Below are 14,840 nucleotides of genomic sequence, written 5' to 3' on the forward strand. Positions count from 1 at the left end.
CATAATGGTTGCGCACCCTATTTGGGGTATTCGCACAACATCCAAAAATGATTGAGCGCGTTGAAGGCTTCAAACATTTGTTCACGCCGGATAGGCTTTACGATATATCCCGCCACGTTGAATTCATGGGCAAGTGCAATGTCTTTGGGGTGATCCGACGTTGTCAGAACAAAGACGGAAATCTTTGAGAGATCGGGATCGTCACGCATTTCTGCCAAAAGCTCGAGCCCGCCCATGCGCGGCATGTTCAGATCCAAAAGGACGATATAGGGTCTACGTTCAGTTTGATCCGTGTGCCGTTCACGCAAGATCTCCAACGCTTCGATGCCGTCGCGTGCGCGCCGTACTTCGTTTGTGATTTTGAGGTGTGTGAAACTTCGCGTGATCTTCTCGAAATCAAGGTCATTGTCATCAACGACGAGAAACGCCAGCGAATTGGCGGGAGGAACCGGTATCGAATTGGGGGCGATGTCACTCATGCGGCACCTTTCAAAATAGGGGCGGAGAGCAAAACGGGCCAAGCGAACGTGATCTTTGTGCCTGTGCCGACGGCGGACGAAATTTCAATGTCTCCGCCGTAGAACTCAACGCTGCGTTTTACAATTGAAAGCCCAATTCCGGTGCTTTCGATTTCATCTTTCGGCTGCAGGGTTTGAAACGGTTCGAAAATTTTAGCATGAAACCGCGCCTCAATGCCCGGGCCGTTGTCCTCAACGCTAAAGTGGACCCAGTTGCCGACTGTTTTGGACGATACACTGATAACCGCATCTGTCAGGTTGTTGTGATACTTCGCGGCATTTCCAATCAGGTTTGCCAATACCTGATTCAGGCGCGTTGCATTGGTTTGAATGTTCGGTAGATCATTGGCCAAGACCACCTGTTGCTCCGACAGTGCAAGCTCGTCGCGGATATAGCGCACCATCTCATTCACGTCCGTGTGTTCGATATGCTCGTCACCGTGCCCAATTCCGGAGTATACCAAAATACCCTTGATCAAATTGTCCATCCTCAAAATTTGATTGTGCATACGGCCAATGTTGTGCGCCACCTGCGGGTTGGCCCCCTCACTTGTGAGATACGGCTCCAAATCCTCTTCAAGGTATTCGGTCAGATCCCCCATGCCGCGCAGTGGCGTTTTAAGGTCATGTGACGTCATGTATGCAAACTTTTCCAAATCCGCATTGGACGCGGACAGCTCATCCGCTTTGTAGCTGAGTTGCCGTGTGACCAGTTCCGTGAACTCCAATGCCCGACGATTTGAACGCGTCAACAAAACGAATAGTAAAAAGAGCATAGCATCTATGAAGATGCCGCCAATCAGGATGAGGAGTGGCTCACTGCTCGCCATATTTTTGCGAAACTCCGGATCGGCCCAGATATCAAACGTCCACGTCCGCCCATAGAGGTTGAGCTCTTTGCGGGTGGTAAAGGGCGTCCCCATGTCGGGGGCCGGTGCTTGGTCGGTGCTTTCGGAGTACAAAAGATGCTCGCCGTCATGCACGGTAAAATGTAATTGACGGCTGTCTTTGCCCAAAGTTCCGGCAATCAATTTATGAAATACAAAGGGTGCATAGACCATTCCGACGAAATGTTCCGCACGACTATCCTGAGTTGGCTGAACCTGATCCCGATAGTAGGGGGCGTAGAATAAGAAGCCGGCGGTGTGTTCCGCATCCTGAACCAAGCTAATCGGCCCTGTGATCTGGGCGCGCCCTGTATCACGTGCGTTCATAGCTGCTGTATACCGGTTGCCCTCATGTGCGACATCCAAGCCAACGGCTTGGGCATTCACGACCTCTGGCTCAATGAACGTGATGGGAAGTTTGAGGGTGCCATCATGCTGCGGATAGACATCGAATTCCGGCCGCGACATGCGTTGCGTGTCGATATATGACGAGAGGCGATCGGGTTGAATCGCGTGTATGAGGCCTATTCCGTTGACGCCGGGATATTTTTCATCGATCCGAAGAGTCTGTGTGTAACGCTGCCATTCGGAAAGAGAAACCTCGCCGCCATGCGATTGGATGAGGGCCACGCCACCCCAAAGTCCATCCTCATATTTTTCCATGCGTTCAGCGACCAAACCCAAAACCTGATCGGTCGCGTGTTCAAACTGTGCGGTGCTATTGCGTTCCACTTGTGTGCTTGAAAAATCCCACGCCACGAGTGTTATCCCAAACGAGATAACGACCACGGCCCAGTGCATTCGGTGCAGTTTTCCGGACCGCACAATGGATGACCGCTCCGCTTCGACATCGGCTTTAAGGTTCCGGCTTTGTGGGCGCCCAGTGGTGGCGCTATTGGGTCTCATAACGGTCACGCCCTCCACCGCCTACTTGAATACAAAAAAGTTCGGACCGGTGTCGTCGACATCGATCAGGGGTGTTTCATCGTCGGTGTCTTGAGGCGTTGCCAAACCATCCGCTGCAGACACCTGACCGAGGGCGCGTACGAGTAGTGAAATGATGCGATCATCACTTAACTCGTCTTGCATTGCTTTGGTCACGGCCCCCATTGTCCGGTCATGGATTGCATCCATTTCAGCACGCAAGACCCGTGTTGTGTGGTTTTCAAGCTGCTCTGTGGCCGAGGCCATCATCATTTCAATGGAGAGCGCATCCAGATCGCCCTTGGCAACATAGTCGTGACACCCGTTCTTGATCGCAGAAACAGCAACCTCGTGGCACACTTCCCCGGTGATCATAATTGTTGCGGCGGATTTGTTTGTCGGGTGTTCGCGGATGACTTCGCGGGCCTCCAAGCCCGTTTCAAACGCAAGATGGTAGTCTACGAAAATGACATCGTATTTTGTTTCATCCAATGCCTTTCGCATTCCCTCGACATCGTTTGCCGTATCCACGCTAAGAAATAGATTGGTGCGGCGGCATTGGCGCTCGATATTCATACAATCGAATTCGGAGTCATCGACAATCAAGACGCGGGTTTCACGGGCGCCGAGTGGCACGATACTGTTTTGGGGCGCATCCGGTTGATCTCTTGATCCGTGGTCTATCATTCGGAAGCCTCCTTGGTTCTTCTCGAAAATTGCTGAATTTTATTAAAAACTGATTATCAAAACCGGACTTTGCGCTGTTTGTGGGGCGCGTGTGACCCGTATCGTTTGCGGACATTATAAAGCCGCTGCACCTGATGGACCGACCGGACATAAAGGGTTTCGAAACGAAGCTGCCCTAATCTGGATCAGGTGGATGTGAGGCCTTGTGATGGTTACGACGCAGACAAAGAAGCAGGCAGACGGGGCGCGCAATGCGCAAAACCTGCTTGAATCCCGTTTTGTGCATGATCTACGGGCATCGTTGCGGGCTGTTGCAACCCTTCCCGACTGGATCATCGAGGACCTTGATCCCTTGTCCGCAACGGTGCCACGTGATGTTTATCGCTATCTATTGGATATAAAGGCAAAGGCCCATCGCGCGGATGCGCTTCTTTTGTCGATGCGTGAATTTTGTGATCTGGATGGCCCTGCCGAGATGGGGTGCCGGATTGATAGTGTCGCGGAAATTAACGCTGCCGTGGCGGAGTTTTCTATGCCCGACGGGTTCAGGGTCGAGATGGAATTGGTCGCTTGGGCCTGTGACCTGCCCAAGGGCGAATTGGCGCGTGTTGTCATCGCGTTATTGGACAATGCGTGCCGGCATCATGGGGGCAATTCGGGTGTTATCCGTGTGACAAATGTTGGCACGAATGGGGCCGTTCATGTCAGTGACGATGGCCAGGGTATCCCGGAGGAATTTCGTGAAAAAGTCTTTGACCCCCTGACGACCCTCAAACCCCGCGATGTGGTCGAGGGCAGTGGGCTTGGGCTTTCGATCGCCCGCAAACGAGTAGAGCGATGGGGCGGAACCCTTACAGTCAAAGATAAGGTGGGGTGTTCGGGCGCAACCCTTGTTATCACACTGCCTGTTTCAAGGGTATAAACCTCGGCGCTTGAGGCGATCCGGTCAGCTCAGGTGTTCAGAAAACGCGCGGACGACACTTTCGTAAATGTGTCGTTTGAACGGGACGATACCGTCCACGAGCGACGCGCTATCGCACCATTGCCATTTGGAAAACTCGGGGTGGTCGCTGTCGATGTGAATATCGGCGTCCGTGCCGGAGAACCGCATCAATACCCAGAGTTGTTTTTGACCGCGATACTTTCCCTTCCAGACTTTTCCCAAAAGGGCGTCAGGGAGGTCGTAGGTGAGCCAATCAGATGTTTCGGCGATGATCTCTACGGCTGATGCATCAACCCCTGTCTCCTCCCATAACTCGCGCAAAGCCGCCTCACGGGGGGCTTCGCCTGCATCAATTCCGCCCTGTGGCATTTGCCATGCGCCGGGCGTGTCGATGCGTTCACCGACAAAAACTTTGCCCGCGTCATTCATCAGGACAACGCCAACGCAAGGACGGTACGGCAGGTCGTTCGGGTCGACTTTGGTCATGGGATGCTCTCGTCGGAAAAGGGGCGCCGACAAAGCGCCCCTCATTGAAATCAGTCGCGAATTTTTGACAGGCCACGCAAGAGGTCGAGCGCATAGGCGAGTTGGAAATCCTCATCGCGTAGTTTTGCCGCTTCGTCCGCTGCGGCGCGCTCTTCTTCGATCTTGGTGATTTCGTCCTCGGTGAGGCTGTCGTTATCAAGAGCTCCGCGCAAATCGGCTTCGGAGCGGAAACGCGGTGCTGTCTCTTCCGTCGCGGTGTCGGCTTCCGGTTGGCGCGGCGGTTGTTCCACAACGATGTCAGGGGAAATTCCGAGCGCCTGAATAGAACGGCCCGACGGGGTGTAATAGCGTGCCGTGGTCAGGCGCATCGCGCCATGCGAGCGCAGTTGCATCACGGTTTGAACGGAGCCTTTGCCAAAGGATTTGGTGCCGACAACGATAGCGCGGTGATGATCTTGAAGCGCACCTGCGACGATCTCGGATGCGGAGGCAGAGCCACCGTTGATCAAGATTACAATCGGTTTTCCTTGGGCCAAATCGCCAACGGCGGCGGTGACCCGTTGGCTGTCGTCCGCAAGACGACCGCGTGTCGAAACAATTTCGCCTTCGTTGAGGAAGGCATCGGACACCATAATCGCCTGATCAAGTAGACCCCCGGGGTTGTTGCGCAGGTCGATGACGACACCGTCAACATTGTCGATCCCGTCGAGTTCCTCAATGCCCTCTTTCAGGCCGTCCTCGAGGTTCGGGTAGGTTTGTTCGTTGAACGTGGTCACACGCAGAACAACCGATTTGCCCTCAACCCGCGAGCGCACGGCTGTCAGTTTGATGGTGTCGCGCACAATGGAAATATCGAACGGCTCATCGACGCCTTCGCGGACTACGGTGATGATGATCTCTGACCCAACGGGGCCGCGCATCAATTCAACGGTCTCGTCGAGGTTCATCCCCAAAACACTTTCGCCGTCGACATGGGTGATGAAATCGCCCGCTTCGACACCTGCGATGTCGGCGGGGGTGCCATCCATCGGGGCGACCACTTTGACGAAGCCTTCCTCTTGGGTCACTTCAATGCCAAGACCGCCAAAGGAGCCGGAGGTTTGAACCTGCATCGCGGCGGCATCTTTGGGTGAGAGGTAGGAGGAGTGTGGATCAAGCGAGGACAGCATACCGTCGATGGCGGACTCGATGAGTGCCTCTTCGTCGACGGGTTCAACGTATTGGGCGCGAATCCGTTCGAACACATCGCCGAACAGATCAAGCTGTTCATAGACATTCGTCGTCTTCTCGGCTTCCTGTGCAATCAGGGGACCGGCGAACTGCGTGGTGATCAGTGTCCCTGCGAGAATGCCTGCGACGCCTGCCATCATGTGCTTCTTCATGCGTATTCCTCTCTCGGGGCTCTATGCCCCTCGTGTATCCGTTTGGCCGCAAAGTGACCTATTGCGTGAACCACGCCGCCGGATCAACCGGCTGTCCACCTTCTCTTACCTCAATATAAAGCGTTTCGGAAAGACCCGGGCCAGTACCATCCTCTGCATTTTCAACAAATGCATCCAGATCAGGTGCCGCGCCGCCCATCAGGCCAATCGCCGCGCCCGCGGGAATGACTTCACCAATCTCGCCGTAAACCTCTTCTAATCCAGCCAAAACCAATAATACATCATTGCTTGGTTCAAGGATCATCACGTTTCCGTAGTCCAGAAAAGCGCCGTGATAGCGCACGGTTGCGGGCCACGGGCTTGTCACCAAGGACAACTGCCGCGTGGCAATCAATATCCCGGGTCTCGCCACACCTGCGGCATCGGCCTCGTTATATCCACGCAACATGCGACCCCGCACCGGCATTGCCCATGTGCCTTTCGCATGTCCGAGGTCAGGTAGCGCTGCCACACCGTCCACCACGTCCATGACCGCTAGACCTGAGGCAAAGGATTCCAGAGTTTCGGAGCTATCGATCAGGGTTTGAAGCCGCTCGTCATCGGTCACAAAGCGTTTGGGCAAATCCACGCGGTCTGACATGGCCTGACTTAACTCGGTGCGGGCCAGTTGCGCGTCTTTGAGGCCAAAAGCCAACGTTGCAAGAGCCTCGTCCTGTAATTCGCGCAGAATGGTCGCCTCTTGCAATTGTACCCGCAAGGCGTTTGCCGCATCTTGCATAGCGGGTGTGATTGACGACACCAACATGCCCGCGCGGGCATGGCCCAGTGGCCCGTTGGGGTGGACCAACGCCTCGGGACTTGCGTCAGGTTTCAGTGTAATCAATACGCCGAGCAGCGTGGCCACTTGCCCGCTTTCATCCTCAAACGCCGCGGAGAGTTCTGCTTCGCGCAATGAAATCTGGCGAAGCCCTGCACGCATTGCTTCGAGGCCTTCCTCATAGGCGCGGATCACATCGCTCAATGCCTTTACCCGATCAGAGGCGCCATCTGCGGCCTCAAGTTGATCGTGGGCGGCGTTGAATTGTGCCACTGCGGCTTCGGCAAGGGTGGCGGGCAGGGCGGTTTGCCCCGCTGCCGTCGATCCGGTGAATGCCAGAATGGAAAAAGCCGCCGCGAGGAGTTTCATGTCTGGATCAACGTCCGTCCTGTCATTTCCTCAGGGAGGGGGAGGGTCATCAGATCCAGTAGCGTCGGCGCCACATCGGCAAGCCGCCCCCCATCGCGCAGGGTCGTTTCGCGCGGGCCGTTGAACACGATCACAGGCACGGGGTTGGTCGTGTGCGCCGTGTGCGGCCCACCTGTTTCAGGGTTCACCATCGTTTCACAGTTGCCGTGATCCGCGATCACCACCATCGCACCGCCGACCCGCTCTAGCGCATCCATGACTTGACCAAGACCCTGATCCACCGCTTCGCAGGCTTTCATCGCGGCGTTCAAATCGCCGGTATGACCCACCATGTCGGGGTTGGCGTAATTCGTCACGATGAGGTCGTAACCTGCGTCAATTGCCTCGATGAATTTTGCGGTGACTTCAGGTGCGCTCATCTCGGGTTGGAGATCATAGGTCGCCACTTTGGGAGATTGCGGCATAAAGCGGTCTTCGCCCTTTTCGGGGACTTCTTTGCCGCCATTGAGGAAGAAGGTCACATGCGGATATTTCTCGGTCTCGGCGAGGCGGAACTGACGCAACCCTTGTTTGGCGACCCATTCGCCGAGTGTGTTGACGATGTCGCTTTTGGGGTAGGCAACCGTCATGTAGTCGTTGTGTCGGACGGAATACTGAACCATGCCGAGAAGCGCTGCAAACTTTGGCCGCCCGCCTGTGTCAAACTCTGCAAAGTCCGGCTCACCAATGGCGCGCAAAATTTCACGTGCACGGTCCGCGCGGAAATTCAGACAGAAAAAGCCGTCACCATCTTTGGCGCCTGCATAGTCGCCGATCACGGTCGCTTTGATGAATTCATCATTTTCGCCCCGCGCATAAGCCGCGTCAATTGCCTCTTGTGGCGTGACGGCGTGTTCGATGCCTTTTGCGTTGATCATCGCGAAATAGGCTTGGCTTACCCGTTCCCACCGATTGTCGCGGTCGAGGGCAAAGTAGCGTCCGGTCACTGTGCCTACAGTGGCCCCTTCGGGCAGGCGGGTGACAAAGTCGGCCATGAATGTATCGGCGGATGTCGGAGATACATCGCGCCCGTCCGTGATGGCATGAATGACAACGGGAATGCCGCGATCTGTCACGGCCTTTGCGGCCGCCAGTGTATGTTCGATATGACCGTGCACGCCCCCGTCCGAAATCACCCCCATGAGGTGCGCGGTACCGCCAGAGGATTTGAGCGTGTTGCAAAAGCTGATGATGTGAGCGTTGTCGTAAAACGACCCGTCCTCAATCGCGAGATCAATCTGGCCGAGGTCCATCGCCACCACGCGGCCTGCGCCGATATTCGTATGGCCGACTTCGGAATTGCCCATCTGGCCTGACGGCAGCCCCACATCGGGACCGTAGGTGATCAGTGTATTGTGAGGGTAATCCGCCATCAGGCGATCAAAATTCGGCGTGTTGGCCAGGTCGGGCGCACTTGCGTCGCGGGTCGGGCTAATGCCCCAACCATCAAGAATACAAAGGACAACGGGTTTTGGTGCGGCCATGATCGGCTCCTGTCATTTTCGTTGTGCGTGTTCTAGCGCGGGAAATGACCCGCGTGAACCGTTGTGCGACCTCTCGTCAAAATTAGACGCCCTAGACCCGATGGTAGGGCGAACCGGCCAGAATCGAGGCGGCGCGGTAGAGTTGTTCGGTCAACATCGCGCGGGCCAACATATGAGGCCAGACCATTTTTCCAAGCGAGATCGAAAAATCGGATTGCGCGCGTAGAGACGGGTCAATGCCGTCCGCGCCGCCAATGACAAAGGCCACATCCTGACGTCCATTGTCGCGCCATTCGGCCAGTTTATCCGCGAAATCGGGAGAGGTGAGGGTCTTGCCGCGCTCGTCCATGGTGACGATCATCGCCCCCTTGGGAATTGCGCGCTCTAACAAAACGGCTTCGGCGGACATGCCGCCGCCCTTTTTGTCTTCGACTTCGTTCAGGGTGAGCGGCCCGAGGCTTAACGCGCGCCCCGTCCGGTCAAACCGTGTGGTGTAATCGTCAATCAACGTTGCTTCCGGGCCGGAACGAAGCCGGCCCACAGCGCATATATGGACGCGCATCAGCTCTTGGTCGCTTTGGTCGTCGCCTCTTCACCAGGCAGCCACATCTTTTCGAGCTGATAAAATTCGCGGACTTCCGGACGGAAGATGTGAACAACCACGTCGCCGGCATCCATCAGAACCCAATCGCCCTGACCCTTGCCTTCGATGCGTGTCAAAACGCCGTGTTGTTGCTTGAGCAGGTCCGACATTTTCTCTGCGAGTGCGCCCACCTGACGGGTGGAGCGGCCAGAGCAAATCACCATAAAGTCCGCGATCTGAGACTTGCCACGCAGGTCTACGGTCACGATATCTTCGGCTTTTTCCTGATCGAGGTTAGTGGTGACGAAGTCCAACATCTGTTGGCCTCCGAATTTTGTCGACGTGTCGCTACTCATGGACTCCCCCGAAACGGCAGTCCTATTGGCTGCGGTTTGTGCGTAAGACAGGACAAAGTCCTCCTTTAAAACGCGCCGTATCAGTCCCCGACGCTAGGATTGAACGAATATAGCATCGCTGATTGCAAATCTCAATCGACCGCAGTCACCTTGATGAAGGCAGGTCTCAGTCAATGATCCCGGGGGTGCCATCCATCACGTCCAGAACCTTGATCTCGCGTTGTGGGAAGGGGATCGAAATGTTGTTTTCCTTGAACGCGTCCCAAAGCGCGAGGTACACCGCGCCGCGCACGTTGGTCAGCCCGCCGGTCGGATCCGTGATCCAGAACCGCAAGATATAGTCCACCGAACTGTCGCCAAACCCGACGATGTGGCATACCGCAGGTCGCGTGGTCAAAACCCGATCCACCGTTCTGGCGGCCTCGACGGCGATTTTGCGAACGGCGTGTGGATCATCGCCGTAAGCCGTACCGAAAAAGATGTCGAGCCGCACAAAATCGTTTGTATGCGACCAGTTAACCACTTGGTTGGTGATCAGGTCCTCATTCGGGATCAGGAATTCTTTGCCATCGCGGGTCACCACAGACGCATAGCGGGCGCCAAGCGTATTGATCCAACCGAAGGTGTCGCCAAGGGAAATGACGTCTCCCGGTTTGATCGATTTGTCGAGCAGGATGATGATGCCGGACACGAGGTTGGAGACAACCTTTTGCAAGCCAAATCCAAGACCCACCCCGATGGCCCCCGACAATACGGCGAGCCCTGTGAGGTCAAACCCAACGGCCTTCAGTCCGATGAAAAACGCAGCGCCGTAGAGCGACACTTGTGCAACTTTCACGATCAAAACCCGCATGGAGGGCGAAATGTCTTCGTTTTTGCGCACATGGGACGATGTCTGCGTCGAGACGATGCGGGCAACGGTGAACAAGAGCGCCGTGACGATCAAAGCCTTCAGAACAGCAAGGGTAGACAAGCGAAAATCGCCGAACTCAATCGCCAGACCGTCTAGAAATTCGGATGTCGGATCCAGACCGCCGACAAGATAGAGCGTGACGTAAATCCACATGCCCCACCGCACCAGACGTCGCAGGAGGCGGTTTTTGATGAGTTGCGCGAGAAATTCGACCAAAACCCACGCCGTGACGATGCGTGCGACCACTTCGATGAGATAGGAGCGAGATGGCCATGTGATTTCGTGCATGACAAAGAAGGTCGCCCATAAAACGATGGCCCACACAATTAGGGTCAACCGCTTTTCTATCGCCAACAGGTAACGCAATTGCCACTTGGGGCGTCCCGAGAGATTGCGCATCCAGTCCCGCATGCGTGCTCTGAGAACGTGGCCAATGCCAATTGCGCCAAGCAAGGCCACAACCATAATGGCGATCTGATAGAGGTTCCAACGCCGCAAAAGGCCCGTCAAGAACGTGACAAGGTCGCCGCCGGTGTCGGTGACGAGGTTGGAAATCTGCGTCGGGTCCAAATCAAGCCTCTCACTTCTTTTTCAAATTGTCGCATGATGTTGCGTTCGCACGCAAGTCCGGTACAGGCTCAGGTTGCGCCCCTAACGTCATGTGCCTTGCGGGACTCGCCGCGAGCCTATATGTGTGCGGGTATGGTACGCTTTTTTGATATGGACGACCGCGCCCGCCTTCCTTGGCGGTTTCACGGTGCGACGATGACGGTTCTTGCCCGACTGCACGGCTAAGGCCGGCCTCCGCGTGCCGATTTGGCGCGTCAAAAGACGATATCTTCCTTTTTCCCATGACATCCACGGAGAGCGATATGACCGCCCCGAAGACACTCTATGACAAAATCTGGGACGCACACGTTGCCCATGAACAAGAAGACGGCACCTGCCTTCTTTATATTGACCGTCACCTCGTTCACGAAGTGACCTCACCACAGGCCTTTGAAGGTCTGCGCATGGCGGGCCGCTCGGTGCGTGCTCCCGACAAAACCATTGCGGTCCCCGATCACAACGTTCCGACCACTCTGGACCGCGTGTCCGGCGTGATCGCCAACGAAGAAAGCCGCATTCAGGTCGAAGCGCTCGATAAGAACGCCAAGGATTTCGGCATCCACTATTACCCCGTGTCCGACGTTCGTCAGGGCATCGTGCATATCGTCGGTCCGGAGCAGGGTTGGACCCTTCCGGGTATGACCGTGGTGTGCGGCGACAGCCACACCGCGACCCACGGCGCATTTGGTGCCTTGGCGCATGGCATCGGTACATCCGAGGTCGAGCACGTTCTGGCGACCCAGACGCTGATCCAGAAAAAGTCAAAGAACATGAAGGTCGAGATCACCGGCAAACTGCGCCCCGGTGTGACCGCCAAAGACATCACCATGGCGGTGATCGGCGAAACAGGAACCGCCGGTGGTACCGGCTATGTCATCGAGTATTGCGGCGAAGCAATTCGTGATCTGTCGATGGAAGGTCGCATGACCGTCTGTAACATGGCGATTGAGGGCGGCGCACGCGCAGGCCTGATCGCACCAGACGAAAAAACTTTTGAGTACGTCAAGGGGCGTCCACACGCCCCCAAAGGCGCACAGTTCGAGGTCGCGCTGACATGGTGGAAAACGCTGTTCACCGATGAGGGCGCCCACTTTGACAAGGTCGTGACCCTCAAAGGCGAAGAGATCGAGCCCGTTGTGACATGGGGCACCTCACCCGAAGACGTTTTGCCGATTACGGCCGTTGTACCCGCACCGGAGTCCTTTAAGGGCGGCAAGGTCGAGGCTGCAAAACGCGCGATTGAATACATGGGTCTGACAGCGGGTCAAAAATTGACCGATATCCAGATCGATACCGTGTTCATCGGTTCATGCACCAACGGTCGCATCGAAGACCTGCGTGCCGCCGCCGAGATCCTCAAAGGCAAGAAGGTCAAAGAGGGTATGCGGGCTATGGTTGTGCCGGGGTCGGGTCTTGTGCGCGCACAAGCCGAAGAAGAGGGCCTTGCCGACATCTTCACCAGCGCCGGTTTTGAATGGCGCCTTGCAGGGTGCTCCATGTGCCTCGCGATGAACCCCGACCAGTTGGCCGAGGGCGAGCGCTGTGCCTCCACCTCGAACCGCAATTTTGAAGGCCGCCAAGGCTACAAGGGCCGCACCCACCTTGTCAGCCCTGCAATGGCCGCCGCCGCTGCCATCACCGGTCATCTGACCGATGTTCGCGAAATGCTGTAAGGAGTATCCAAATGGAAAAGTTTGAAAAACTACACGGCATCTCTGCGCCCATGCCACTCGTGAATATCGACACGGACATGATCATCCCCAAGATTTTCTTGAAGACGATCAAGCGCTCCGGCCTTGGTGTGAACCTGTTTGACGAGATGCGCTATGACCGCGCCGGTAACGAGATCGCGGATTTTGTTTTGAACAAGCCACAGTATCGTGAGGCGCAGATTCTCGTTGCGGGTGACAACTTTGGCTGTGGCTCGTCGCGTGAACACGCGCCTTGGGCCATCGCGGATTTCGGCATCAAATGTGTCATCTCCACATCCTTTGCCGACATCTTTTATAGTAACTGTTTCAAGAATGGCATCTTGCCAATCGTGATGCCACAAGAGGTGGTCGACGTGTTGATGGAGGACTCCGAAAAAGGGGCCAATGCGCGTATGACCGTTGATCTCGTGGAGCAGGTTGTGACCACGTCTGATGGCCAAGAGTTCCCGTTCGAAGTTGATGCGTTCAAAAAGCATTGTCTGCTTGAAGGGCTCGACGACATTGGTCTGACGATGAACAACGCCTCCGCCATCGACACCTATGAGGGCAAGATGGCGCAGGAGCGTCCTTGGGTCTAACCGATCCCGCTGTGTAAAAACGAGAAACGGCGGCCATTCAGGCCGCCGTTTTGCATGGAAAGCCAACGCGTTTTGGGCGGATGATTATGCCGCAACGCGATCGGAAACGACCATTTCGGGTACATCACCGCGATAGATCAACTGTGCCGCTGTCGCTGCGATAATGGCCTCGACGGTGACATTCGGGGCGCGCTCAATGAGGTGTAGCCCGTCATCCTCCGGTTTGATCACGGCCATCTCGGTCACGATCAGGTCGACGCGGCGCTGTGACGTCAGTGGCAAGGTGCATTCAGGCAGGATTTTCGGCTCGCCCTTGTTGGTGTGTTGCATTGCGATGATCACCTTTTTCGCGCCTGTCACGAGGTCCATCGCACCGCCCATTCCGGGTGTATAGTGTCCCGGTATGATCCAGTTGGCGAGATGTCCCGCCTCATCTACCTGCAACGCGCCAAGCACCGTCAGATCGAGGTGTCCGCCACGGATCAGGCCAAACGAAAAGGCGCTGTCGATGGTAGAGGCCCCCGGAACAAAGGAGACAAAACTGCCGCCCGCGTCGGTGAGGTGCCGGTCGGTCATGCCCTCGGGGGGGCGGTGGCCCATGCCAACGGCGCCGTTTTCGGCCTGAAAGAAAACGCCAAGAGATTCGTCGAGATAGTCGGAGACCAGCGTTGGAATGCCGATGCCGAGGTTCACCAGAGTGCGGGGTTGAATTTCCTGTGCAACGCGGCGGGCAATAAGTTCTTTAGGGTTCATGGCAGAGCCTCCTTAAGCCGATTTTTTGATAACATGGTCGACAAGAACGCCGGGTGTTTTGACCTCGTCGGGAGGAATAACCCCAACAGGCACAATGGCTTCGGGTTCGCATATGACGGTTTTCCCCGCCAACGCCATAATCGGGTTAAAGTTGGTCGCGGTCAGCATATAGGACAGGTTGCCCACGTAGTCGCACCGTGCCGCCGCAATCAGTGCAAAATCGGCACTAAGGGGTTTTTCGAGAAGGTACTCTTTGCCGTCTACTGTGATGACCTCTTTGCCTTCCGCGATCTTGGTGCCGACACCGGTCGGCGTCAAAATCCCGCCAAGCCCCACACCCGCGGCACGAATGCGCTCGACAAATGTGCCTTGCGGGACAAGCTCGACATCCAACTCGCCACTGGCAAATTGTTCTTGGACATCCGGATTCAAACCCATGTGGCTACAGATGAGTTTGGTGACGCAGTGTGCCTTGAACAAGGGTCCGGGGCCGCAATGGGGACGGGCGGTGTCGTTGGACAACAGCGTCAGGTTCTTTTTCCCCGAGGCGGCCAGGGCCGTGACGATTTTATCGGGGGTTCCGACCCCCATAAAGCCCGACAGCATGACAGATGCGCCGTCCGGGATCATGTCGACTGCTTCTTCGATAGAAATAGCAAGATGCATAAAGAGTCTCCGTTCCTGTTTTCGGTCCTCCCACACTGTTGAACGCTACCCGATGCGGGGCTTCCATGCGCTGTGTCAAACAATTCGACAAAAGCGACAAAAAGGCCGCCGTATTGTCGCTTTTGCCTGAAGAC

15 protein-coding genes are annotated in these 14,840 nt (G+C 56.0%); 3 read left to right on the top strand and 12 right to left on the bottom strand.

Going from position 1 to position 14,840, the window contains the following annotated elements:
* Nucleotides 1–17: 17 nt before the first annotated feature.
* From ACN0Q0_RS04820 to ACN0Q0_RS04830, 3 genes are read right to left on the bottom strand one after another with little or no spacing between them, the layout of a single operon-like run.
* A complete protein-coding gene (locus tag ACN0Q0_RS04820) occupies nt 18–521 on the bottom strand; it encodes a response regulator (protein WP_417242234.1) in 504 nt (167 codons plus the stop codon).
* Nucleotides 476–2,311 carry a CHASE domain-containing protein gene (locus ACN0Q0_RS04825; protein WP_417242235.1) on the bottom strand — a complete coding sequence of 612 codons (1,836 nt, stop codon included), beginning with the start codon at nt 2,309–2,311 and terminating at the stop codon, nt 476–478. The genes ACN0Q0_RS04820 and ACN0Q0_RS04825 overlap by 46 nt, the downstream gene beginning before the upstream one ends.
* A 21-nt stretch (nt 2,312–2,332) precedes the next feature.
* The gene (locus tag ACN0Q0_RS04830; RefSeq protein ID WP_417242236.1) at nt 2,333–3,016 is read right to left on the bottom strand and encodes a response regulator; all 684 of its coding nucleotides are present in this window, start codon (nt 3,014–3,016) and stop codon (nt 2,333–2,335) included.
* 208 nt (nt 3,017–3,224) lie between these two features.
* On the opposite strand from ACN0Q0_RS04830, the gene ACN0Q0_RS04835 reads away from it, so the two are divergent.
* Nucleotides 3,225–3,938: a sensor histidine kinase gene (locus tag ACN0Q0_RS04835; RefSeq protein ID WP_417242237.1), complete on the top strand. Its 714-nt coding sequence runs from the start codon at nt 3,225–3,227 to the stop codon at nt 3,936–3,938.
* A 24-nt stretch (nt 3,939–3,962) separates the two neighbouring features.
* Here ACN0Q0_RS04835 and ACN0Q0_RS04840 read toward each other — a convergent pair whose 3' ends face one another.
* From ACN0Q0_RS04840 to ACN0Q0_RS04870, 7 genes are all read right to left on the bottom strand, one after another.
* Entirely contained in the window at nt 3,963–4,445 is a 483-nt protein-coding gene (locus tag ACN0Q0_RS04840; protein ID WP_417242238.1) for an RNA pyrophosphohydrolase, read from the bottom strand.
* A 50-nt stretch (nt 4,446–4,495) separates the two neighbouring features.
* On the bottom strand, nt 4,496–5,827 hold the full coding sequence (locus ACN0Q0_RS04845) for a S41 family peptidase (protein WP_417242239.1): 1,332 nt from the start codon (nt 5,825–5,827) through the stop codon (nt 4,496–4,498).
* A gap of 58 nt (nt 5,828–5,885) precedes the next feature.
* Entirely contained in the window at nt 5,886–7,013 is a 1,128-nt protein-coding gene (locus ACN0Q0_RS04850; protein ID WP_417242240.1) for a murein hydrolase activator EnvC family protein, read from the bottom strand.
* Nucleotides 7,010–8,536: a 2,3-bisphosphoglycerate-independent phosphoglycerate mutase gene (gene gpmI, locus ACN0Q0_RS04855; RefSeq protein WP_417242241.1), complete on the bottom strand. Its 1,527-nt coding sequence runs from the start codon at nt 8,534–8,536 to the stop codon at nt 7,010–7,012. Before gpmI ends, ACN0Q0_RS04850 begins: the two co-directional genes overlap by 4 nt.
* A gap of 91 nt (nt 8,537–8,627) precedes the next feature.
* Nucleotides 8,628–9,098 carry a 23S rRNA (pseudouridine(1915)-N(3))-methyltransferase RlmH gene (rlmH, locus tag ACN0Q0_RS04860; RefSeq protein ID WP_417242242.1) on the bottom strand — a complete coding sequence of 157 codons (471 nt, stop codon included), beginning with the start codon at nt 9,096–9,098 and terminating at the stop codon, nt 8,628–8,630.
* A complete protein-coding gene (gene rsfS / locus ACN0Q0_RS04865) occupies nt 9,098–9,475 on the bottom strand; it encodes a ribosome silencing factor (protein WP_417242243.1) in 378 nt (125 codons plus the stop codon). Before rsfS ends, rlmH begins: the two co-directional genes overlap by 1 nt.
* 166 nt (nt 9,476–9,641) lie before the next feature.
* Nucleotides 9,642–10,958, bottom strand: coding sequence for a mechanosensitive ion channel family protein (locus ACN0Q0_RS04870; RefSeq protein ID WP_417242244.1), 1,317 nt, complete (start codon nt 10,956–10,958; stop codon nt 9,642–9,644).
* A gap of 302 nt (nt 10,959–11,260) precedes the next feature.
* Here ACN0Q0_RS04870 and leuC point away from each other — a divergent pair, with 302 nt between their 5' ends.
* Nucleotides 11,261–12,670: a 3-isopropylmalate dehydratase large subunit gene (gene leuC, locus ACN0Q0_RS04875; RefSeq protein WP_417242245.1), complete on the top strand. Its 1,410-nt coding sequence runs from the start codon at nt 11,261–11,263 to the stop codon at nt 12,668–12,670.
* Between the two features lie 11 nt (nt 12,671–12,681).
* The gene (gene leuD, locus ACN0Q0_RS04880; protein WP_417242246.1) at nt 12,682–13,287 is read left to right on the top strand and encodes a 3-isopropylmalate dehydratase small subunit; all 606 of its coding nucleotides are present in this window, start codon (nt 12,682–12,684) and stop codon (nt 13,285–13,287) included.
* An 84-nt stretch (nt 13,288–13,371) separates the two neighbouring features.
* Here the strand turns inward: leuD and ACN0Q0_RS04885 are convergent, their stop codons facing one another.
* Both ACN0Q0_RS04885 and ACN0Q0_RS04890 read right to left on the bottom strand, forming a co-directional pair.
* Nucleotides 13,372–14,040, bottom strand: a complete 669-nt coding sequence (locus ACN0Q0_RS04885) for a 3-oxoacid CoA-transferase subunit B (protein WP_417242247.1) — start codon at nt 14,038–14,040, stop codon at nt 13,372–13,374.
* A 12-nt stretch (nt 14,041–14,052) separates the two neighbouring features.
* Nucleotides 14,053–14,706, bottom strand: coding sequence for a CoA transferase subunit A (locus ACN0Q0_RS04890; RefSeq protein WP_417242248.1), 654 nt, complete (start codon nt 14,704–14,706; stop codon nt 14,053–14,055).
* Between the last annotated feature and the right edge of the window lie 134 nt (nt 14,707–14,840).

The sequence above is a fragment of the Celeribacter sp. genome (assembly GCF_048259695.1).
Taxonomy (GTDB): Bacteria; Pseudomonadota; Alphaproteobacteria; order Rhodobacterales; family Rhodobacteraceae; genus Celeribacter.